Consider the following 22,899-nt stretch of genomic DNA (forward strand, 5'->3'; position numbering starts at 1 on the left):
TATAAAACACTTATGGGGCAATTATGAATAAAAAGGGGGAAGTGATTATGTGGATTGGAAATCAATATCGTTTGAAGACAAAAACATTTTTGAAGAAATGATAAAATTAAAGCCTTATCCGCTGAGCGATTATAATTTTACACATCTGAATATCTGGAAAACGGCTTACAAGCTCTCTTATACAATATTGAATGGGAACCTTGTGGTGAGAGGGAAAGATCCATTTTCAAATGAAGAATATGTCTACATGCCTATGGGGATCGGCAATTTACACGCTTCAATTGAAGCTTTAAAAAATGAGTTTAAGGGGATCCATAAGCCTTTGATCATCAAGGCTTTAACACCCAAAATGATGGCTGAAATCAAATCGGCAAATCCACGCCAATTCAATTTTACAATCAATCGCAATGAATTTGAATATATTTATAAAATTAAGCAAATCGCGTCGTACGACGATAAAAAGTTAAGACGCAAGAGAGAACTTTGCAAGCATTTCGAAACCCATTATCCGGCCGAGTTTATCCAATATGAAACGGTTCACTATCCGCTCGTTTTGGATCTGATCGAGAAATGGCATCATGACCGAGAAGAAGATGATCTGATCGTGCAATCTGAAAAGGAGGGCATTCTCAACATCTTAGATCACTTAGAACACTTAAAATGCGAAGGTTTTATGCTCATGGTATCGGGTGAGGTCATAGGGGTTATCATTGCCGAACCGCTGACTGAAGATATAGTGCTCGTTCACTATGAAAAAGGGATAAGATCATATAAAGGGGTATATGATATCTTAAAACGCAATGTATCACGCTATTATCAAAATGAGTTTAAATATATCAGTTTAGAGGAAGATATGGGTATTGAAGGTCTGCGAATTGCAAAGGAACTCTACAGACCAAATCATTTAATTATTAAGGGGACAATAACATTTATAGACTAGGGGGCAGTTGATTATATGAGACAACACTATTCCAAAAAGACGATTATTGTACTGCTCATGATCTTTTTTATAGCTACAATTGGGATAAGCTTCACTTATACCCATTTTAAAGTTAATCCTTTTGAGAACATTCACCTGACCAATACTTCTGGCGTTGCCTTGGGGGAAGATCATAGCATTTACATTGTAAGCGATTCCAATAGAGCCATTCGTAAAATAGCCAATAATGATCAGCTCATATACACGATTGAAGGTGGCAAAAGAACAGCTGACAGTTTTTACACAGCCAATGAAATCGATACGGATGAAAATGGAAATTTATATGTGATGCACAGTCGATGGGACGATACGGGCTCGTATCTAGAAACAGAAACGATTAGTGTCTTTGATAACACAGGGAAATTTATCAAGCAAGTCTTTAAACTTCCAGATGAATCTCAGTCAAAATTAACCCCTGCTATGAAAGGATTAAAGTACTTTGAGGGACATTTATATTGGTTTGTACTGGTAAACGAAGGGATTAACCTTTATTCTGACAAATCGGAAGAACCCATGGGCTTTTTTGCTTTTGAAATGGCAGATCAAATGATACAAGATGTTGATATGAGGGATGAAACGCATTGGTTTTATGCTTCTAAACAAGGCTTTATCCAATCTGTGGATACAAATAAAATGAAGGTTCAAACGCTCTTTGATGCCCGATTACTCAGTCAAGAAAATCCCTCTAGTATATGGGGCATTCAATATGATGCCCAGTCTAAAACCTTATTTTTTAACGATCTTGGACAATTTGGCCTCTTTAAAATCAATGGAAGTCAAGTTGAAAAAGTCTTTTCAAGTAGTGAATACAGCACGGTAAACGATGAAGTTTATTATAATTTCGATGTATTAAGTGCATCCTATATCGCCGTCAATGATGAGAGCATTACACTTAAATCTGAGGCGGGCGCTTATAAGAGTATCTCAGAGCTAAAACCTTCGTCCTCTATTTTGATCCTTCGAATCATTGCATGGGTTTCAATCTTCTTAATGATTTTAAGTGCCTATTTGTTAATAAATTGGCTCTTGAAAGATGTCTTGAAAAATGGCATACCAAGAGGTTTCAAAAAAACGGCCGCTATTATTTTAGTGGTTTTAATTGCAACGATTCTAACGTCATCACTTGCGATTAATTTCTACAATGAGATTTTGGTGGAACAAGCTACGAATAACTTGAAATTACTCGTTCAAGGTTCTAAATTTGTCATACATGGCGATGCCGTGGATGCCATCAAACAGCCCTCTGATTTTTATACCGAAGAGTATCAAGTGGTTTATGATGATCTCCAACGCATGGTCAACTATAATCAAGAAGTTTGGGACGAAAACCTATATACGGCGCTCTATACGATTACAGATGACCGTTACTATGCACTTATGTACAATGATAATAGTGTGACCCCTTATTATACCTTCAACGCTTGGACTGACGATCCCGATTTTAATTACTTTTACGACGCCTTTCAAGGTAAAATCACACATGGGACGGAAACGGATGCCGATGGTGAATGGCTTTTCGCTATGGGCCCTGTTTACAATTCAAAAGATGAAGTTGTTGCAATCATTGAAGTGGGCATGAACAAGTACATTTTTGATGAATGGAATAAAAATATCGTCAATAAAATCATTACCGACATCATATCCATTACCATCATCATAATCTTATTGATTTCTGAAGTGACATTTTTATCCAATTGGTTGGAGCAAAGAAAAGCACATCGATTGCAGAGTGCATCGTCAAAAGCACATGAAATCAATCCAGAATTTAATGAACTCAATGCCTTAAGAACGCTTGCTTTGCTCACTTATATTGTCATCTTCATGTGTACGGCGTTCATTCCTCTAATGGCAAAATCTATTTACAGTCCTATTGGCAATCTATCCATGTCGATGGCGATTGGACTCCCTATATTTACAGAAGTGTTGTTTGCGGCTATAACCATTGTCATTGCTGGGTTTATTGCAGAAAAGAAAGGTTGGAAACTCATATTTTATATGGGAATCATCATTTTAATTGGAGCTGCCATTGCCACAGCTTTGACGAGATCACTATTGGTTTTTATCATTATCAGAGGGATTGCAGGCATTGGCAATGGGTTTATACAGATGACGATGCACGCTTTTGTGAACACGGGGAAGACGGTGGCACAGAGAAACGAAACCTTCGCAAATATGATGTCCGGTGCCATTGCTGGGGTCAATCTCGGCGTCGTCTTTGGTGCGAATCTTGTGGATAAGATGGGCTATTTTAATGTTTTCTTTATTATGGCTGGAATAGGTGTCATCGCCATATTATTTGAACGCCTATTTTTAAGACAATACGACACCATGGCGTTTCATATTGAAGAGGCAGAACCGCCTATAACGGAGGATACCCTTGATAAAAACAATCAGAAAATGTCATGGCTTTATTATTTTTCAAGAAAGAGTATTGCCGCGTTTCTCACGCTTATACTCGTGCCTGCACTTTTGTGTTACATGTATTTAGAATATTTTTTCCCATTGTTTGCTGAGGCAAAAGGATTGACGACTTCAATGATCGGAATTGTTTTCTCACTTTATGGCCTGTTTATCGTTTATTTTGGTCCATCCATGAGCACTTTTACAGAAAAAACTTTTGGGGTGAAAAATGCTTCTGCCATTGCAAGTATATTAACAGGCATTTCATTGCTTGTGTATGCTGTTACTGGAACACTTTTAGGCGCTGTACTGGCCGTATTGATCTTGGCAATTTCGGATAGCTTTGGCGACAGCGTTTACACCACTTATTTCTTAGCGATTAAAGAATCACAAAAAATCGGCAAATCCATTGCAGCGGGTTATTTAGAATTTTTCTCTCAGATTGGGAAGATGCTTGGCGCGCTTGCCTTTGGTATTGCCATTGGGTTTGGAGATCAACTTGGAATTGGTATAATAGGGGTGATCACTGTTGGATTTGGAGTGTTATTCATTCCAATTGGAACTCAAGTAGTTGTTTCGGATACGGATGAATAAGAGAAGCCCCATCGACAGTTTCGACCCATTAAAGAGATGGACCATGTCGATGGGGCTATTTTTTAGGGTTTGCCAATGAGGTTGTAAAGCATTTCAATTTGCTCAGGTAATGGCAGTTTAAGAGGATAGTTGACCGGCAGATAATTGGGGTCTTCTAAACCATTGAAAACAGAAAGTGTATAGGCATATTTTTCATCGCCGTAAGTTTCAAGTGAAATTTTATACAAGTAATCTCCAGGAGGCACTATAAAGAGTGTATAATCATGACTCATTTTTTCTTGTGGCTCAACGGTACTTGGAGGTGCATTCATTTTGGGGACGTATACAGATACGGTTTCAGTCTCCTCAGCCGTTTCACTATAGGGATCATCATAGCGTACTACGCCGATTAAATCCTTGACATAAGGCTTATTGCTCTCAGCCGTAGAGTTAGAAAACAGGGTCGTGACATAAACGATGACCATGAGCAAGATTGAAAGATAGACCAACGTTCTAAAGTGATTTTTAATCCAAAGGACTACTGCTAAAAGTTTTTCATAAAACCAAGGTTCTTGATGTTCATTTATTGTCCCTAAAAAATACTTATAATCAGCAAGCATACTGATATAATCTTTATAGATTCCAGCCTCGCAATTCATAATAAAAACGTTCAGCTCATCGTGCTCTTCAGTTAAAGCTTCAATTTGGGTGGCTACTTTTTTCTGAACCGATTTGAAATGGTCAAAGGAATCTGGGTTTAGTAAATCCAAAGTAACATTAAAATGCAAAATTTTATTTGAATCAACTCTTAAATTATCAGATTTTATGAGCGTATATTTAATGAAATTGGGTAAAGTACTATCAAGCGAAAGTTTTGCCAGAAGCTTCAGTATAAAATCTTTTTTAGAGGCATCATTGAACTGGCTGTGATGGATTGCAGGTTCATCTGAATAATCCTTAAAAATTAAGTAGAGATCGCCAAAAGCAACAAATGATTCTACAAACGGTAACGTCTGACTAAATCGATCTAAAAATTTTAAATAATACTTGATAAGGGCTCGATCTTTAATTTGATGAATTCTGTAGTGTGTCTCTTGTTTTTTGTGCGGCTCTAAGCATCTATAAATGGTCATACTTGCATTCGTAGAAACCACATCCACAACTACGTATTTATCTGAAATAAGTGCACCTTGCATCAAATCACCTCCAAACTATATGTTACTTATATCACTTTATCAGAAAAATAAACGGTTAAGTTCAAATATCTATTTTTAGAAGGGGAGCGCACAATATGAGAAAAATTTTGGTTTTAGTACTGTTGACTGTATTGTTGAGTGGCATTTTTACATACTGGATTGAAAATCTCGATCTAGAGCATGTTATTGACGTTTTAGCCGCTCCAGATGACGAGATGGTCATCCTTCAAAAAGAAACTTCTGAAAGTATGATAGAATCTTTTATCAACTATCTTAGACCCACCTATAATCTCATACGCATTTCTAAAAAAGGTGAAATTCTAAAATCGTATCCATTGCCTAAGGATGCTAAATCCACTTTTTCTGATTATGATAATCTCAGTATGGATTCAGAGGGCAATCTGTATCTTCACAGATCTTTAAAAAATGCGGATAATTACTATGTCCAATCTGAAGAAATTATTAAAATTTACCCTGATACTTTACAAATTAAAACCCTTTATAAGGTTGATTATCACTCAACAGGTGCTGTGGAGTATGCCTTGATCAACAAAGCTTATCTTGTTGATCATCATCTTTTTGTGATTCAAAAAACGGCTGCAGATCCATCAAATGTAATCATATCTCAAATTAATATTTACAATGAAGAAGTTCAGGTGATCAAAGATTTAAAATTTGACCCCACCTTATACGTCAAGGATATCTTGTATTTAAACAGCGGGAACGTTATATTTTCAACAGTTAAAGGGTTGCTTTATCAATATTACGATGGCAATTTTGAAGTGATCCAATATGAAGCGATGCCAGAACGTATGCAAGTTTCAAAACTCAACTCATACGATCATTCCACATTTGCATTTATGAATGAACTGACAAGTGATGTCGTCACGATTGATACAGATCAAAAGCGCTATGAAGTGATTAGAAGTGGCATGGATGACGTCAGTAAAATCGAGAAACTCAAATATAAAGATGCCAATTTAGTGACCCTGAGAAACTCAAAGAGTATCACTGGAAATGTGCGTTTTAACGCTCAAGGGAATCGGTTTGTATTTATAGATAGAGATGAATCTATAATTGCCATGAGTGACATAGAGTACAGTGGCACTCATCATATGCGGACTTTCTTTAAGCACTTTCTGATCATCGGACTATTGGCTTTAATTGTCGGATTTGTGATGTACGCTTACGAAAAGAGTAGAGGTTCTCTCATTATAAAATTTGGAACTATTTTACTGCCTTTAGTGCTCTTGATTCCAATGATTTCGCTTTCAGTAAGCTTTGGCTATTTTACGAATTTAGCGAAGAATGATTTGCTCGCAGAATTGTTTAGTTTTTCAAAAGAACGTGCTTCTAAAATTACGGTGGCTCATCTAAAAGAAATTGATGGTCTTGAAGATTATGCCAATCCAGGCTATATGGCCTTAACCCAAGAAAGAAAAGTTAACGGTCAGGAATTTAATGATCTTGCGTTAAAGACTTATGATCGTTGGTACTATTCTGTAATTTACAAATATGAGGGCGATAAAATACATGTCGTAACAGGAGATGAAATTGAATTTTGGGCAACAACCCAATACCTTTATGGCGAACGTTCACATCAATCTTATATAAAAGCAGCTACTGAAAATAGAACCGTTTTAGCGGATAATTCAGATATAACAGGCGAATGGGTTTTTGCAGTAACCCCCATCAGAGATGCGCAGAATCAAGTCATCGGTTTGCTTGAGATCGGAACGGGTAAAGAAAGCTACACTTACTATATTCAAGGCTATTATGGTAGTTTGGTCACCTTAAACCTCGTAATCGTCAGTTTTATTTTATTGCTCATGTCAATCGTCATCTACCGTGTTATTTTACCGCTTCGCAATTTGAATGACTCTGTTGACGAAATCAGCAGTGGCAATTGGGGCGTTACGGTCCCCGTTCACACTCATGATGAGATCGGTGAACTCTCGGGCATGTTCAATAAAATGTCGCTGTTTATCAAAGATTATATTACAGAACTTACGAAAATGAATGAAATTTACTATAAATTTATTCCGCTTAAGTTCTTTGAACTGCTCCATAAGAAAAGCATCACAGAAGTGGCGCTTGGCAATTATACAAAGCAGGAAATGACTGTGGTTTATATCAATACTGCCAATTATTTTGATCTCGTAAGGGGCAAAACATCTAAAGAGCAACTGGATATCTTAAATAAACTCTTTGAAGAGTATGCAAGGAGTATACACGCTCAAAATGGACTTGTGGGTGAATTTAGAAACGCTGGCGTGCTAGCTTTATTTACCAAAGAAGAAGAAGCAATGTCTACGGCCTCTATGATCATGCAACATATCAGTGCACTTGACTTACCTGTAAAAACCAATATCAGTATCCATTTAGGAGAGGTCCTATTGGGCATCGTTGGAGATGAAAATAGATTGACAACATCGGTTATAAGCGAGTGTGTCAATGAAGTCACTGAAATGAATAAAATTGCAACTAAGTTTGATACAGGCGTGCTCTTAAGTGATACTTTGAAGGCTAAGATCCATCAGTCAGATGATATGATCCGATATATAGGGCAGTTGGAAGATGAGCAATCCGATAAATCGATAAGTCTTTTTGAGTGGCTAGCAACTTTACAAATTGCAACACAGAAAGATTTTGTGAAATCAAAAGAACGGTTTGAATCCGCATTGCGGTTTTATGAAGCCGCACGTTATGCTGAGGCCAAAAAAGATTTCATAAGCGTTATAAAAGCAAATGGTCGTGACAAAGTTTCTAAAGAATATCTTTTCAAGTGTGAAAAACTCGATCTAGATCCAAATACTTTAGAGAAACCGCTAGGACGATACTAACCTATAGAGGTGAGCTTAATGGGCAATTTGATTAAATATATGTTCAAAACTGCAAAAACTGCATTTTTAAGACCGCTTAAATTGCTCAAAAGAAAATTGCGAAAGAGTATATTTCTTAAAAGCAAAGTTGGGAAAGTCATTAAGACCACGGTAAAAGATACCATTGCGGTTTTAAAGCGTGCGCCAGAACAAAAGTCCGATTATGTACTCATCGGGAATAAATACTATGCTAAAAGATTAGTCATTGTACTATGTGTCTTATTTTTACTGCTCATTGCAATCAGTCAAACCGTGATTGTGCCTTTGGTAAGAGGACGCCTTTACACACCTACATTCATGCTTACGGAACCCTTATTAGAGACGTATACGGGTAAGGTTAAACTCATTAATCGCAGTGGCATTACTGTGTTTGAAGGCAGAATGGTCGAAGGAAAATGCCAAGAAAATGGCATTCAATATGATGATCTCGGACAGTTAGTTTACAGAGGACAGTTTAGAGAAGATGTCTATGCTGGTGAAGGCACGTTATATGCTCAAAATGGAGATGTCATTTATAAAGGCATCTTTGAAAACAACACTTTTAATGGCATTGGTATTTTATATCAAAATAATCGCTCGACTTTGTACGAGGGGACATTTGAAAATGGATTATTTACGGGTTCTGGGAAACTTTATAATGACAAGAATCAGCTCATTTACTCAGGTGCATTTACACAAGGTCTTCAAAACGGTTATGGTGTGTCCTATTTTGACAACGGTATGATTCAGTATACCGGTAGCTTTTTGAATGGCAAGTATCATGGGGAAGGGACTCTGATGACCCTAGAGGGTTTAAAGCTTTATAGTGGTCAATTTTCAAATGGTGTCTTTGAAGGTTCTGGCAAATTATTTTTCGATAATGGTCAATTGGCATATGAAGGCAATTTTGCAAGCGATCAATACAACGGCTTTGGGCAACAGTATTCTGAGGAGGGCAAGTTGATTTATAGAGGTAACTTTGCTTTGGGCTATTACTCGGGCGAAGGCAAACAATACAATGCTTCCACAGATCAGCTCATCTATGATGGCAACTTTGATAAGAGTTTATTCAACGGCATTGGCACTTATTATATTCAAAACGAAAAAGTTTATACAGGGGATTGGCTTGAAGGCGATGCGCTTTTTGAATCTTTACTTGGACTCAGCAGCGGAGATGTTCGGCAGCGCTTTTTAGAATCAGGAGAAGTGATTCAGTCAGAAAATTATTATGTCCTTTCATATTCGAAAGCAAAGTGTGACTTCTACTTTGTGTATCCAACGGATGTGCTTGAGCCCATTCTCTATAAAATCGTGATCAAAGACTTCAATTTAACGCATAAATGGCAAAAGGGCATGAGTCTTGACGAGGTCAAGGCGAAACTCGAAGATTCCACAGCTTCTGCTAAAAGCGTAGAGGGTCATGCGTACTTTGTGCTACAGGTGCCTCAAGCCAGTTCACAAATGAATATGTACTTTGATTTCAATACACTTGAATTGATCTTTTATGAATATGAAACCCCTATAGGAGGCTGATATGCTCATTAAGAAGACATTGCTCCTTTTACTAATCTTAACACTGATTATGCCACAACTCCCCATAGACGATGCCAGTAGAACTATGGATATGAAAGTGGCGATTTCACTTGCACAACAAAATAGCGCTGCGATTAATTTGGTGAAACTTGACCTCATTAAAAAAGGGGTTGAAAGAAGGCAAGCGGTTGAAGGTCTTCAAGATATAAGAGAAAAAGAAACCACAGTGAGATTTGCATTGCTCTTTGACATCTCTTTTCCTGAAAAACACGCCATGCCAAAAGAGATAGAACTCATCATGAAGCTTCCTAAAATTGATAATGATATTCAAAAATTAAAAGAGCAATATAAATTTGAAGTTCATAAATTGGAGTTTGAAGTCAAAAATGCTTTTCTGAGTATTTTAGAAAAAGAAGCCGTCCTAAAATTTGAAACCGATAAAAATAAAGATTTAGCTTCGACTTATGAAAGGTTATATAAAGGGTATTTGGCGGGAGAAACAACTCAAGCAGATTTAGAATTAATCAAAGCTTCATTGGATCAATCAAAAGACACGCTAACCAAAGTGACCCTTGAATTTGAAACATCGAAAGAAAAATTTTCTGAAATTATTGGAATCGATATTACAAGAGGCTATACCTTTAAAAATGAACTCATCGAGGTGAAGTTGACAAGAACGGATTTGGATGCATTAATTCAAATTGGACTTTCAAAGGATTATCAGGTTTATGTGGCGACACAAGACCGAAAACTTTCTGAAAAAGAAGTCACAGAAGTCTATGATATTTACAAAAACTACTATGGTTCAAAAGTGAATATACTCTCTTCAGAGTTAAATAAACCTAAAATTGATTATGCGGCGCTTTTTCAAAATTATGAGCAAATGCTTCAAAATATAGATGCCAAATGGCAAAAAGTGTACGTCATCAATCTCTTATTTTTCAAGATCAAAATACCAATGAGATGGTTTCAAGGCGAATATACGGCACTGAGATATTTTGAAAACGAAAAATACCCTCTGATCGTCGCACTGGGCGAACGGGATAAAAAGAGAGTCGCAGAAGCCGCGATGATCACTTTGACGACTCAAAAGATCAAGGACAGCTATGATGCGGTCAAGCAAATGGATCTCGTGATCAAGCAAAGTATCGAAACGATTGCGCTTGCCACTTCAAGTTACGAACAACTGAAAAAAGATAACCTCGCGGGTATCGTTTCTTTTGCAGAAGTTCAGCAGGCAAAAGAGGTCCTAAAGGAACTCGAACTCGCTCAATTTCTATCGAAAATTTCACTTTCAAAATTCATAGCGGCACTTGATTTTAATACCTCTGGAGGCGTGGCAGCGCTCACAAGCAACGCGGACTTTGCTACGGGGAACTATGACTCTGGTGTGTCTAATGTCAAATCTATGGAGGGGAGTAGTGAACCCTTTTGGTATATTGAAACACCCTATAGCAGCCTCAAGTTCATATTCGGTGTAAATCTTTCTGCTGAACTACAAGTGACACATTACAGATTGTTTGATGCAAATGGGCTCCCCGTTGGGGGGCTGACGCCAATAGCGGAAACACTTGAGCATTTACCGCTTGCCTTTGATAGTTCATCAGAGTTGTCTGTTGTCTTATATACAAAGGATTTACCTAAATATAAGTCTAAAATAGAAGGTGAAGGTTATCAAGGGACTTTAAAATTGGAACCTATAAAAACCAATCCTAAAGATTTAAAATTACCTATTGGCACTTTTAAGTTGGCTCAATCTGATTTATTGAGAAGTAGTCTAGCCATTAGCATAAGTGATCAAATTGGATATGATCACTATAGAATAATCAAGAGCGATGGTTCACCAATAAATGACCTTGTTAAAAAAGGGACTCCCCTTGAAGATTTAACCTTGATTCTTACGGACGTTGAACAATATCAAATAGAACTCTTACTTGGTGAAGATCATGTCATGAAATTAAGTCTTATACCAGAAACTGAACCAGTTCAACAAGGCGTTTTAGTCTCAACAGAAAAATAGAGGGTGATCGAATGAAAAAAAATAGAGCTCTACTGATATTATTAATCTTAATATTGATGTTCCATGTAAGCTTTGCAGAGGCAAGACCTGCTGCGAAAGCTTTTCCGACGCGTTCGATAATTATCGGTTCTTATGTCATCGATTACAAAGCTTTGAATCCTAAAACCATTAGTTTAGCTCAGGATACTGTAGAAAGTTCCGGTCAAAAGAAGATTTATTACAAATCTGATCTGACAAGTCAAAAAATCTGGGTGGACATCACTAATGGTGAGCGCATCAGCGATATCTCCGATAAATCCACAAGTATCATCTCTGATGCCATGATAGATGCACTGCCGCTTACGCACTGGATAAAAGCGGATGCTAGTGTCATCGTTTTTGGAACTGGAGAAGTAAAGTCCATAAATGATATGCATTCACTTTTAGACCCCAAAGCTCATGAACTCCTTCAGAAGCTTTCTATTGACTATGACCTAGCGAAAAATCTTTTCGATGCAGATGATGAAGATGTCGTTTCTGAAATGACACAAAATATTTTAGCACCTGTATTAATGCCTTTAAGCCAAGCGACCATAGAAGGCTATGATCAGCAACTTGCTGCATGGGATGCTTTTTCAGCTTATTTAACCGCAAATGGCGGTTCAGATGCGGCTATTAATCTGGTGTCTGCTGAAAAAGGAACGACTTTTATAAATCGTGAAATCGCTGTTAACACTGCACTTCTAGGACGCCTTAATGATGCGGCAAACAGTGCTGTTAAAAAGGGTTTAAACGCGCTCAATGGAGATATTTGGGAATCTATAGGGAAAGTTGAAGCCCAAATAATAGAGCTTCAAGAGGGTCTTAATATTGATGAGAGTTCATTTTTAGCCCTCTACAGGGCAACACAAGAAAAAAAATTACTGCAAGCAATCGCAAGCAAAGATTACAAAACAGCCGAATCAAGTGTTGAAATAATAACGCATGCAGATCATATTTCAGCGGGATTAATCATTGATAAACCTTCTGAATTAGAGATTCTCACAATTACTTTTGGACAAAGCATCCAAAAAATAAAAGCAATTGCAGCTGAAGGCAATGGGATACCTTATTACACAGCACTCAAAAACGGGGAACCCGCTGCAACACTTAAAGTGCTTATCGAAGCACAAATATCAAACTTAAAAGAAGCCATTTCAGAACTTCAGCGCATCATGGATGATACTATCGCGCGGCTAGATCAATCAGAAGCTCAGCAAGTTTTTTTGGGTCAAGCGGTCGAAGCAATGTCGAAAGCTCTAGATGCGATTCCAAAAGAGAGTGCTGCAATCGCTGGAGCAGAGGGTAATACGGCCTCTAGTGGTACTGATGAGGCCTCCCTCGTGAGTACTCAGTCGCCTGCGGACTTACTTTCTAGCTTAAAAGAAGGGTTTGAAGATCAACTTAATGTGGTAAAGGCATTTAACGATCCTGAAACAATAGAACAACTCGACTATCTGGATGCGCTTAAAGCAAAAAATGATAATCTATACAAAACATTTTTAGGTGCTCTTGAAAATAATGATACGGCACTTGCTGATGAAATAAAAGCCAATATGAGCGTCATTGCAGATAAACAAGATGCACTTTACGATTCATTTGCCAGCTTATATAAACAAGCAAATGACGGTATTGTCGCATTAGAGACAAAAATAGAAAACAATAATAACTTATTGACAGCTCAAGAACCCGCTACGAGTGAACTGAGCTCTGAGAATGATGCTTTAAAAGCGCAAGTCACTAAATTAAAAGAAGATTTGGCTAAGTTTGCATTATTATTGGACCCTACTGATAAACAGCTTCTTGATCTGTATACGGATGCATTAGTGGCAACTCAAGAGCGTATAGCAGAGGGAGATCTAATTGCAATTAACGATGCATTGGAGACCTTATTAACGCTGTTTACGATACTGCCAGATGCACTAAAATCAGAGGGGGATTTTAGTACATTAACCAGCCTTTTGATTGAGGCTTCTAAGGAAGCCTATCTTGCTAATTTAGAAGATCAAGGGGATGCACTCCTAGCCCTTACAGCAAAATTAACGCCTAGCCAGATAGAAGCACTTTTAGCACTTTCGAGTGGTGTTGGCAATAATGCAATCGGCGCTACAGCTGAAACCGCATCTGGCACCGACACAGCAACAGCATTAGGTTCAGGAATGATCTCTGCTGGTGCTACAGTTGAGGATACACCTTCTATGCAGATAATCCAAAGTGATTCTGGACAATATATTTTAGTAAGAGTACCCACAACTAAAATTCAAGGGATCACCTATGTCCCGATCAAGACCTTCTACAATCTCTTTAATATCGAAGTCATTTGGCATCCAGAAAGCGTGAGTGTTGAGGTCAAAGGCATAATGCAAACTGAAATATTTATAGAAGACTCTAAGGTGGTTAAAAAAGAGGATATTCTAACGATTATGGACTATCCAATGAAGATAATAGGGGGTGTCAGCTATGCGCCAATTGCCTATTACACAACCGATAGGTCGAACTTCATCATGCCGAATATTTCTAATTTAACGCTCATTATCATCCCACTAAACTAGAAAGGAGATTAATTATGGCCAAATATACAGTCATTGCTGAAGTTTCTCAGTCCATACTCAACCTACTCCGAAATGAATTGTCGCCAGAGCTCATCAAAAAATATGAGCAGATTAATCTTTGTAATCCTAGTAAGCAAGAGGATGTAAAGGTCGGCATTCATCTTTATGACATCCAAGAAAACAGCGATTTCGTTCAAAGAAATATGATTCAAAAAAGTAATAATGAATTACAATTCCCGCCACAAAGTTTGACGCTTTATTATCTGATTACGGTCTATTCAAATGCGGATCGACAATCTAAAGCAGTGGATGAACAACGTATATTTGGACGTGTTATGCAAGTTCTTGGCGATCATCCTAGGCTAGAAAATGAAGCACTTGTCGGCAGTCTGCAAGAAGCGGGAGAAACCTTTGAAATCATAAGAGAAAATATACCCTATGAAGACAAAATCAAATTATGGCAATTTCCCAATATACCTTACCAACTTTCAATGGTTTATAAAGTCCAACCCGTTCGCCTAGAATCCACTAAGATCAAAACCGTTAAACGGGTTAAAGATGTCACGATTGAATTGAAAGGGGCAGACCATGACCATAAACCATCACATTGATCTCGTTATAAAATTCATAGACAGTTTTACAGACAAACCTTTGATCAGTGCCCATGATATTTTTTTGCTTAATGGTTTCCCCATAAAACCGACTAAAAAAATGGAGCCCTATGTCATCTTTACACATATTATAAACAATCCACACTATGGTAAATCTGGGGATGCAAATCGCGACCATGAAATGGTTTGGAAACATCCCTACTATGAATCTATAGCGCTGGGCATTACAAATGAGGCAGAACAACTCATACGTGCAATTCCCAATCGCAATTATCCCTATCCAAAGGAGATGACTGCCATCAAAGGCATCGCTGTTGAGAGTACACTGGTCGAGCTCATTCACACACATTCAAGAAATCGATTTTTATTAAAATCGAGCGTAATAGCCAATAAATACGTGGATATTGCTCAATCTTATGAGTCGGAACTGTTTGGCAGGAAGTTTCTATTTTCAGAAGAGCACCATGATCAAATTGTCAACCTTAGAGCTGATTCCATTGGCATCTACAGTGAGCCCAATTTAATTTTTCCCTATACAGAAGCCTGTGAAATCTATGAGATCATAGAATCCATCCCGGGACCAGAGGGTCAATTTCTGATGCCCCTTAAAAATTTTAAAAGTACGGATCGAGAAACTTTAGAATTCAAAATGAGGATTCATGTCAATTCAAAGGTCAAATCAACCTTAGTCAAAATAAAAAAAGACGTCATTAATGACGTCGGAAAATTTTAGGAGGTCTCAAATGGGAATTGCAGTATGCGGTGGTGCACTTTTAATGTGTTCGTTTGGAGCAGCGCCAAGTTCTCTTATGGTAACACCCAAAAACAAAGTCATGACCAGTATGCCCCTTGCCAATATTATGGATTATATCCCCAACAGTAATATTATGCCGTTTGGAATGTGCATGTCCATGGCAAATCCACAAGTGGCAGCTGCTACAGCCGCCGCTATGGGTGTTTTAACCCCTCAACCTTGTATCCCAATGACTGCGGCTCCATGGGCACCTGGTGCGCCAACGGTGTTAATTGCCAATATGCCAGCACTAAATAATTCATCTAAACTCATGTGTAATTGGGGGGGCGTCATACAAATTTCATTTCCTGGACAAGCCACTATAATGATGCCTTAAGTTGTCAACAGATAGGCGTATTCTCCAAAATCCGAAGCGAGTACCACTTTGCCAGTTTTAGAAATTTCGCTGGCAACACTGAGCAGTAAGTCTTTCATACTCACAGGTCGATCTTTGGATGCTGCCTTAAACGAGGCATTGAGGGCTATATTTTTAATATTGCCGCCCGAAAATTCAAAGTTATTTGCTAAATAATCCAAATCGATGGTCTCTGAAAGCGGTGTCTCCACTGGAAATATACTTCTCCATATTTGTCTTCTGTATTCTGCTGTTGGAAATGGGAAATGAACTACAAATGAAAATCGTCTAATAAAAGCATCGTCAATATTGCCAAGCAAATTTGTAGTGACGATAGAAATACCCTCATAGGCTTCTATCTTTTGTAGTAAGTAACTGGTTTCGACATTTGCATATTTATCATGTGAATCACTGACATCCGTCCTTTTAGAAAAGAGTGCATCGCCTTCATCGAATAATAAAATAGCGCCAGATTGTGCGGCCTCATCAAAAATCATTTTAAGGTTTTTTTCAGTTTCTCCGATGTACTTGCTGATGATTTGAGACAAGTCTACACGGTATATTTCTAAGTTAAGTTCATTGGCAATGACTTGGGCCGCAAGTGTTTTACCTGTTCCTGGAGGCCCCGTAAAAAGCAATCCAAGTCCAGTGCCATAGGTTATTTTTGCATTGAACCCCCATTTGTTGAAGACAATATGCTGATACCTAACATGATCACATGCCTCTTTCAAGAGATCAAACTGTTCTGTAGGGAGAACGATATCTTGCCAACCATAATGAGAAATAATGAGCTGGGCCTTATCCTTCAAATTATGTGACAGTTGATTATAGCTCGCTTTATGTAGCATTTTGCTATCGATGGCATCTACATGTTTCCAAAGCATCTCGTTGCTTGCATCTTGATACGCCTTTGTAATTTGTTTTGGAGTAAATTTAAATTTATTTGAAAGTTCCGTGAGATCAACTTGCGCGTCTATTTTGAGTGTTTTTCCTTTATCAGCCCAAACGGATAGGCGCTCTAATGCATTTGGAATTTCGAGTTCAATCTCAATAATCGAAAATTGATTGAACTCCACTTGATTGTACCAAGGCACATTCGAAAGCGCAAAACTCATTTTGGCGAATTTGCTGAGCGATTCAAGTAAGGTTTCAAGAAATAGAGACGTTTTTTTATCTGTAGGAGAATCAATAAGAATTTCAAAATTTTCAAAAACCACAGTCGCGCGATGTAAAATGGCTTCTCTTGTAAATTGCTGCACTTCGGCACTGTTTTGATTCAATTTTTTACAGTCAATGCATAAAATCGTCTGATCATATTGATTGCAAAAGTGATAGATCAGTTCATGTTTTCCAATGCCTAAGGGTCCGTGTAAGTAAAACATTACGTTTTTATTGAGTGCCTCGCTAAAATTTATTTTCACGAATTCATGCAAGTTCTGCTCAATCTGATCAAATTGATGTTCTGAATCTTTGGAATTGGGCATAATAATAGACATAAACGCATCTGATATTTGATATTGATTAAAATTGATGATGAAATCCACAATGCTCATATCCAATTTCATAGGAACGCTTACCAGTGGCAAAGCTTCGTGGCTTGAAAGACTGTTGATCAAAAAAAATTTAAAAAGGTTACATTGGCGGTTTAAATGCATTCTTTCTTTTAAAAATTCGGTTGAATTCTTACAATAAATTTTTAAAGCCAGCCCGAGAGTAGGGTAAGCCGAATTCAAAGTTTCGTTGAAAAAGCGTATGTTTTTCTCAAAGGAAGGGTCGAGTTCAACTGCCACAGATAAATAAATACAAAAGGTTTCAAACTTTGTTAACTTAAATGTTTCTAATAGATGTTCAAGAGGTATAAAAAGAGCAGTAGGTAATGTTTCAGCAACACGTTTCTCCATTTGATCTAAATGAGCCTGTGCTTCAACGCTTCTGGCATTGGCAGAAGCCGTATATTGTTTGAGTTGCCACCCCAGTGAAGGTGAAGCGTGGTCTTCAATTGTAGCTTCGTAATACTCAGATAACTTTATATCCACATATTTGAGCAAATCTCTGTAATATTGTTCCAATGATTCATAGGCTTTAAGTGCTGAATACATAATACACCTCCGACATATCGTTTAATGATAATATAACCAAAATTAAAACTTTTAACCGTGATCGTGATAAATAAAGGATGTGAACATCATGAAAATATACGATGAAATTGAAGATCAACAGGTTTCAAATATAATAAAAGAAAAAGAACCAAATTTAGAACCTGAAATTCCAAAATTTATCAGAGGGCCAACTGAGTATAAAAAAGGGCAATTTAGGCATATTAGAGAGGGTCCTAAAAATCCCAGTGAAGTTTTAGATAAAATCTCAATGCAAGCGGAAAATGGGCAAAGAAAACCCGTTGAATATGAAAAGACACTGGAATCTCCAAATGCTAAACTTTTCATTGGAAAAGTATCTGAAGATCAAAAAGTGATTCTATCTACGCGAAAAAATGACAATAATGGCAATAGCAATACATACAAACATGCCAATATTGATATGCAAAGAGCCTCTGCACTTTACCGGAGAAGATATACAACATTCACTGAAAACATGGATGACGCATTTTGTCATTTCGTTTCAGAGACAGATCCTACTGGCAATTTTATGGCGTATTTAGAACGTGCCTCAAGCGCTGCTGAAACAGAAGATATCAAGACAATATTTCCTTTTTTAGGGCATTCAGATGCCGTTCAAAAATTAAATGAGCTCTTCTTGGAACGAGATCAAATAAAAAGTAATTTAGGTGATGCTGCTCTCCCAATTATAAGAGAGGCTACAGTTCAGATTAACACCAAAATTGATCAATTGAGACAGGAAATATACGACAATCAATTTAAGAGAGCACAGTTCATCAAACGGCTAGATCAACTCTTTGAATCCAAATCGGATCAAGCGCATTTAACGGACGATGAAAAAAGTGAATACTGGTTATGGGTATGGCTTAAAAAACTGCTTAACGCTTTGAAAGAAAAAGTAGAAGAAGCAGAAGTAGAAGCAGAAATTTTTCCTGTTCCAAAAGAAAAGTAAAGGCTGATGATCAAGAATAGAAAGGATGCTTATTATGGCAATTGACAATGAAAAACTCGCACTCCAAAAAATACAATATTTACATGAAAAATTCGCAGAAATCGAGGTCAAATCCAAAGTTCTTGAAAGAAGCCCACAATTAGATATGAGCACATTGTTAGTCTCTGCAGGAAAAGATTATACAGGCAGGGAGCAACGGATCAATTTGGCATATCTATTAGAACTCTCAGAGGAAGAAACGAATATCATGTTGCTTCAGTTCTTTACGGAATTACCGACGGAACTCGATGCAGCCCAAATCCCTTTAATTGAGACGATTGTCTCATTTATCAATACAAGAATGCCCATTGGACATTTTGGCATTCAAAACAACAAGATGCATTATCGCTACGTCATGGTTGACACAAAGGATTCTGTCGATCATGCAATGCAAACCATTGAAACTTTCTTTATGTATTTGGATATCTTAGACATTTTTCAAGAGTCCGTAGAAAGTGTCATTTCAGGCAGTATGACGTTAGATACATTAAAAGCAAAATTTTAACAACCAATTTTGAAAGGAGGAACTGGTGAGGTTAACCATCACCAGGACAAATTATGGCAGAATATTTATCTCCCGGTGTTTATGTGGAAGAATTTGAAAGTGGTCCTCGTCCTATGGAGGGTGTCAGTACTTCAACAGCTGGTTTTGTTGGTATGGCTCAAAGAGGTGCTGTCATAGGCGCTCCAGAACTCGTAACAAATATCTCGGATTTCAAAAGAACATATGGTGGTTATTTACCTGAAAGCGTTTATCATGAACACAGATATTTAGCTTACGCTGTAGAACAATTCTTTTTAAATGGGGGTGCAAGAGCTTATATTATGAGGGTTGCACCTGAGGATGCAAAAGCAGCTGAAATTGATCTCAACGAATGGATAAAGATCAAAGCTAAAAATCCTGGTTTATGGGGTAATAACATTAGAGTTAAATTGACACCGGCAAGTAAAGCTAAGACTCAAATCTTAGAAGTTATTGAAGATGAAATGGGCAGTACAAAATACAAAGTTAAAAGCGCTAATGGTTTTAACGCTGGTGATGTCGTTGTTTTCAGCGATGGTGAAACAAAAGTTGAAAACGTTATTGAAACATCTGTTGAAGGGGTTTTAACTTTTAAAGCACCTTTTGCAGGCGATGTGGTCGATACGGGGTTACTTGCAGTTAAAACATTGACTACAAGTGAATTTCACTTAGAAGTCGGATTCCAAGATGTTTTAGAAAGTTATGAGTATGTCTCTTTAAATGTTGCTGGGTTCAACTACATTGGTAAAAAACTTGCGAAATCAGTTCTTGTCAGTGTAGAAGTCTTGAAAGCAGAAAGTGCTGAAGAATCACCTTATAAAACACTTTCTCAAAAAGAAGAGGGCACTTTTGTATTTGGCCTTTACAATGGTTCAGATGGGGACGTAAGTGCAGTGACAGCCGCAGAGTACATGGGAACTGATGATGGTCCTGGTAAGAGAACAGGAATTCAATCGTTCCTCGAAAATGATTCTGTAAGTATCATGGCAGTTCCAGGCAACGTTGATCCTAACGTGCAAATGGCATTAATTGCGCACTGTGAAAATACGAAGAGTCGTTTTGCAGTTTTAGATATCCCTAGAGATGCTGCCAAAGTATCTGACGTACTCACACACAGGGATATGTATGATTCGGATTATGCGGCGATTTATCACCCTTGGCTTGAAGTCTTTGATCCACTTGATAAAAAGAACACTTATTTACCACCGTCTGGTGCCATGATCGGTATCTACGCTAGAACCGACAATACAAGAGGCGTGTTTAAAGCACCGGCAAACGAAACACTTAGCGGTGTTGTTGGACTCAGTACCATTTATGGTAAAGGCGAACAAGATATTCTCAATCCAAAAGGGGTTAACCTCATCAGAATTTTCACAGGTCAAGGCATTAGAGTATGGGGTGCAAGAACCTTATCTTCAAACTCTATGTGGAAATATATCAACGTTAGAAGACTCTTTATTTTCCTTGAAGAATCCATCCGTGTCAACACCAATTGGGTTGTGTTTGAACCAAATGATGAGGCCCTTTGGAGCAGAGTAAAACGTACGATAGATGTTTTCTTGACAGGTGTATGGCGTACTGGTGCACTTGCTGGCACAACTCCTGGCGAAGCCTTTTTCGTGGATATCGGTAGAACAACTATGTCTAAAGATGATATTGATAATGGCAGATTAGTCTGCGTTATCGGTGTAGCACCTGTTAAACCAGCAGAGTTTGTCATCTTTAGAATTACTCAAAAAACAAGCGAATGATCATTATAAAACCGATTGAAAAAATACACTTAGATGAGTTAAATAGCTAATGTAAGGAGGAAAATACAATGGCTGAAAGTAAACATCCTTATCGTAATTTTAGATTCAGATTGGAAATAGATGGGTTAGAAGCGGGTGGCTTCAGTGATGTAACAGGATTTGATGCAACTATGGACGTCATCGAGTACAGAGAAGGCGACGATGTGATCACACCAAGAAAATTACCGGGTTTAATCAAGTATGGTAATGTCACTCTTAAATGGGGTACTTCTGATTCAATGGTGCTTTATGAATGGTTAAATGATATCGCTGAAGGTACAGTAGAGCGTAAAACAGTGACCATTACTTCCATTGATGAAGCAGGTGATGATGCAGCATCATGGCAATTAATCAATGCATGGCCAGTGAAATACACAGCTCCTGACTTCAATGCAAGTGGATCGGAAGTTGCTTTTGAATCCATGGAACTTGCACATGAAGGTTTGACAAGAACAGCATAAACCCTATAAAAACTGAGTGAGGAGGTAAATCATATGGCATTCCAAACGGAATTTAACTTCGTACTCCCTAAGGGTTTTATTGACCAAGATGGCAACCTACACCGTGAAGGCGTCATGAGACTGGCTACAGCAGCTGATGAAATCTTACCGATGAAAGATGCACGTGTTCAACAAAATCCAGGCTATTTAACCATCATTTTATTATCAAGAGTGATCGTTAAATTAGGGGATCTTAGAGCAATTGATACAAAAACAATCGAAAAACTTTTCACGGCAGATTTAGCCTATCTTCAGGATTTATATTCACGTGTAAATCAAATGGAGATTCCAAGCTATGATGCAGTGTGTCCAAGCTGTGGTAATAAATTTGGAGTTCATGTTGATTTTTTTCATCAGGAAGGATAGCCCCTTATCCCGTTAAGAGACTATACGAAGAAGTGGCTTTTATTGCATACTATTTCCACTGGAACCATGATGAGGTTATGCATATGGATCATAGAGAACGTCGGAAATGGTGTGATGAAATATCTGTTATTCATAAAAAAGTGAACGATGCACCAGAAAATGTATTCGATATTAGGTAAGTGATTGGTGAGGCTTATGGCAAACAATATTTATGATTATGGTATGAACTGGTTCTTTAAAGTGGAAATTGGCGACATGAAAATGAGTTTTAGCAAAGTCTCCGGACTTGATGTAGAGCTCGAATTTGAACCCTATAAAGAGGGCGGCGTCAATGACTATGTGCTGGAATTTCCAAAAAATAAAAAGAGTGGTCATTTAGTTCTAGAGAGAGGTACTGGAGAAATCTCTAAATTGATCAAATGGTTTCAAGACATTCAAATTGGTAAATTCGTTCGTAAAAATGGCACGATTGAGTTGTGGAATGAAACGGGTGAGACCATTCGTACTTGGCAAATCGAAAATGCTTTGCCAGTAAAATGGTCTGGACCGAGCCTTGATGCAAGTGGTAGAGAAATCGCAGTGGAAAAAATAGAACTCAAGCATCAAGGGCTAAAAGAAAAGTAAGGTATTATCATTATCATTGTCATCCAAAACATAGTTTTGTTTGACACGTCCTCGTCTAACCGCAAAGCGCAGGTTGAACATTCCTGCTCTTTGCTGG

General features: G+C 37.8%; 18 protein-coding genes. 16 read left to right on the top strand and 2 right to left on the bottom strand.

What is annotated here, in order from left to right; all coding sequences use genetic code 11:
* Positions 1-49: 49 nt before the first annotated feature.
* Both F3D3_RS10290 and F3D3_RS10295 read left to right on the top strand, forming a co-directional pair.
* On the top strand, positions 50-940 hold the full coding sequence (locus F3D3_RS10290) for a DUF2156 domain-containing protein (RefSeq protein WP_069873625.1): 891 nt from the start codon (positions 50-52) through the stop codon (positions 938-940).
* Positions 941-955: 15 nt separating this feature from the next.
* The gene (locus F3D3_RS10295; protein ID WP_069873627.1) at positions 956-3,973 is read left to right on the top strand and encodes an MFS transporter; all 3,018 of its coding nucleotides are present in this window, start codon (positions 956-958) and stop codon (positions 3,971-3,973) included.
* A 62-nt stretch (positions 3,974-4,035) separates the two neighbouring features.
* Here F3D3_RS10295 and F3D3_RS10300 read toward each other — a convergent pair whose 3' ends face one another.
* Positions 4,036-5,148, bottom strand: coding sequence for a hypothetical protein (locus tag F3D3_RS10300; RefSeq protein WP_069873629.1), 1,113 nt, complete (start codon positions 5,146-5,148; stop codon positions 4,036-4,038).
* 95 nt (positions 5,149-5,243) lie between these two features.
* Between F3D3_RS10300 and F3D3_RS10305 the strand changes: the two genes are divergently transcribed.
* From F3D3_RS10305 to F3D3_RS10335, 7 genes are read left to right on the top strand one after another with little or no spacing between them, the layout of a single operon-like run.
* Positions 5,244-7,991, top strand: coding sequence for a HAMP domain-containing protein (locus F3D3_RS10305; protein ID WP_069873631.1), 2,748 nt, complete (start codon positions 5,244-5,246; stop codon positions 7,989-7,991).
* Between the two features lie 18 nt (positions 7,992-8,009).
* Positions 8,010-9,542, top strand: a complete 1,533-nt coding sequence (locus tag F3D3_RS10310) for an MORN repeat-containing protein (protein ID WP_069873633.1) — start codon at positions 8,010-8,012, stop codon at positions 9,540-9,542.
* A 1-nt stretch (position 9,543) separates the two neighbouring features.
* Positions 9,544-11,562 carry a TolC family protein gene (locus F3D3_RS10315; RefSeq protein ID WP_069873635.1) on the top strand — a complete coding sequence of 673 codons (2,019 nt, stop codon included), beginning with the start codon at positions 9,544-9,546 and terminating at the stop codon, positions 11,560-11,562.
* Between the two features lie 11 nt (positions 11,563-11,573).
* The gene (locus F3D3_RS10320) at positions 11,574-14,132 is read left to right on the top strand and encodes a stalk domain-containing protein (RefSeq protein ID WP_069873636.1); all 2,559 of its coding nucleotides are present in this window, start codon (positions 11,574-11,576) and stop codon (positions 14,130-14,132) included.
* A 14-nt stretch (positions 14,133-14,146) separates the two neighbouring features.
* Positions 14,147-14,743 carry a DUF4255 domain-containing protein gene (locus tag F3D3_RS10325; RefSeq protein WP_069873637.1) on the top strand — a complete coding sequence of 199 codons (597 nt, stop codon included), beginning with the start codon at positions 14,147-14,149 and terminating at the stop codon, positions 14,741-14,743.
* A complete protein-coding gene (locus F3D3_RS10330) occupies positions 14,721-15,476 on the top strand; it encodes a hypothetical protein (protein ID WP_069873638.1) in 756 nt (251 codons plus the stop codon). Before F3D3_RS10325 ends, F3D3_RS10330 begins: the two co-directional genes overlap by 23 nt.
* A 10-nt stretch (positions 15,477-15,486) precedes the next feature.
* Positions 15,487-15,873, top strand: coding sequence for a DUF4280 domain-containing protein (locus F3D3_RS10335; RefSeq protein ID WP_069873639.1), 387 nt, complete (start codon positions 15,487-15,489; stop codon positions 15,871-15,873).
* Here F3D3_RS10335 and F3D3_RS24635 read toward each other — a convergent pair.
* Entirely contained in the window at positions 15,870-17,990 is a 2,121-nt protein-coding gene (locus F3D3_RS24635) for an ATP-binding protein (RefSeq protein WP_069873640.1), read from the bottom strand. The two genes, F3D3_RS10335 and F3D3_RS24635, sit on opposite strands and share 4 nt — an antisense overlap.
* Positions 17,991-18,078: 88 nt before the next feature.
* Between F3D3_RS24635 and F3D3_RS10345 the strand changes: the two genes are divergently transcribed.
* The 7 genes from F3D3_RS10345 to F3D3_RS10375 all read left to right on the top strand — a co-directional run bounded on the left by F3D3_RS10345 (position 18,079) and on the right by F3D3_RS10375 (position 22,802).
* Positions 18,079-18,960 carry a hypothetical protein gene (locus tag F3D3_RS10345; RefSeq protein WP_069873641.1) on the top strand — a complete coding sequence of 294 codons (882 nt, stop codon included), beginning with the start codon at positions 18,079-18,081 and terminating at the stop codon, positions 18,958-18,960.
* A 34-nt stretch (positions 18,961-18,994) separates the two neighbouring features.
* Entirely contained in the window at positions 18,995-19,504 is a 510-nt protein-coding gene (locus F3D3_RS10350; protein WP_069873642.1) for a hypothetical protein, read from the top strand.
* 53 nt (positions 19,505-19,557) lie between these two features.
* Positions 19,558-21,273, top strand: a complete 1,716-nt coding sequence (locus F3D3_RS10355; RefSeq protein WP_069873643.1) for a phage tail sheath family protein — start codon at positions 19,558-19,560, stop codon at positions 21,271-21,273.
* A gap of 68 nt (positions 21,274-21,341) precedes the next feature.
* Positions 21,342-21,773 (top strand): phage tail protein, encoded by a 432-nt coding sequence (locus F3D3_RS10360; protein WP_069873645.1) that lies wholly within the window; start codon positions 21,342-21,344, stop codon positions 21,771-21,773.
* Between the two features lie 33 nt (positions 21,774-21,806).
* Positions 21,807-22,178: a hypothetical protein gene (locus F3D3_RS10365; RefSeq protein WP_069873646.1), complete on the top strand. Its 372-nt coding sequence runs from the start codon at positions 21,807-21,809 to the stop codon at positions 22,176-22,178.
* Positions 22,175-22,357, top strand: a complete 183-nt coding sequence (locus tag F3D3_RS25030; protein ID WP_069873649.1) for a DUF6760 family protein — start codon at positions 22,175-22,177, stop codon at positions 22,355-22,357. The genes F3D3_RS10365 and F3D3_RS25030 overlap by 4 nt, the downstream gene beginning before the upstream one ends.
* A 16-nt stretch (positions 22,358-22,373) precedes the next feature.
* Complete coding sequence (locus F3D3_RS10375) at positions 22,374-22,802, top strand: phage tail protein (protein ID WP_069873651.1); 429 nt, start codon at positions 22,374-22,376, stop codon at positions 22,800-22,802.
* Positions 22,803-22,899: the final 97 nt, after the last annotated feature.

It is taken from the genome of Fusibacter sp. 3D3, assembly GCF_001748365.1.
GTDB lineage: Bacteria > Bacillota > Clostridia > Peptostreptococcales > Acidaminobacteraceae > Fusibacter_A.

Bases quoted from the DNA above. Each gene is read 5' to 3' on its own strand.
- F3D3_RS10310 (WP_069873633.1), top strand. From the start codon at position 8,010: ATGGGCAATTTGATTAAATATATGTTCAAAACTGCAAAAACTGCATTT.
- F3D3_RS10295 (WP_069873627.1), top strand. From the start codon at position 956: ATGAGACAACACTATTCCAAAAAGACGATTATTGTACTGCTCATGATC.
- F3D3_RS10345 (WP_069873641.1), top strand. From the start codon at position 18,079: ATGAAAATATACGATGAAATTGAAGATCAACAGGTTTCAAATATAATA.
- F3D3_RS10320 (WP_069873636.1), top strand. From the start codon at position 11,574: ATGAAAAAAAATAGAGCTCTACTGATATTATTAATCTTAATATTGATG.
- F3D3_RS10330 (WP_069873638.1), top strand. From the start codon at position 14,721: ATGACCATAAACCATCACATTGATCTCGTTATAAAATTCATAGACAGT.
- F3D3_RS10300 (WP_069873629.1), bottom strand. From the start codon at position 5,148: ATGCAAGGTGCACTTATTTCAGATAAATACGTAGTTGTGGATGTGGTT.
- F3D3_RS10355 (WP_069873643.1), top strand. From the start codon at position 19,558: ATGGCAGAATATTTATCTCCCGGTGTTTATGTGGAAGAATTTGAAAGT.
- F3D3_RS10335 (WP_069873639.1), top strand. From the start codon at position 15,487: ATGGGAATTGCAGTATGCGGTGGTGCACTTTTAATGTGTTCGTTTGGA.
- F3D3_RS10325 (WP_069873637.1), top strand. From the start codon at position 14,147: ATGGCCAAATATACAGTCATTGCTGAAGTTTCTCAGTCCATACTCAAC.
- F3D3_RS10315 (WP_069873635.1), top strand. From the start codon at position 9,544: ATGCTCATTAAGAAGACATTGCTCCTTTTACTAATCTTAACACTGATT.
- F3D3_RS24635 (WP_069873640.1), bottom strand. From the start codon at position 17,990: ATGTATTCAGCACTTAAAGCCTATGAATCATTGGAACAATATTACAGA.
- F3D3_RS10360 (WP_069873645.1), top strand. From the start codon at position 21,342: ATGGCTGAAAGTAAACATCCTTATCGTAATTTTAGATTCAGATTGGAA.
- F3D3_RS10350 (WP_069873642.1), top strand. From the start codon at position 18,995: ATGGCAATTGACAATGAAAAACTCGCACTCCAAAAAATACAATATTTA.
- F3D3_RS10305 (WP_069873631.1), top strand. From the start codon at position 5,244: ATGAGAAAAATTTTGGTTTTAGTACTGTTGACTGTATTGTTGAGTGGC.
- F3D3_RS10375 (WP_069873651.1), top strand. From the start codon at position 22,374: ATGGCAAACAATATTTATGATTATGGTATGAACTGGTTCTTTAAAGTG.
- F3D3_RS10365 (WP_069873646.1), top strand. From the start codon at position 21,807: ATGGCATTCCAAACGGAATTTAACTTCGTACTCCCTAAGGGTTTTATT.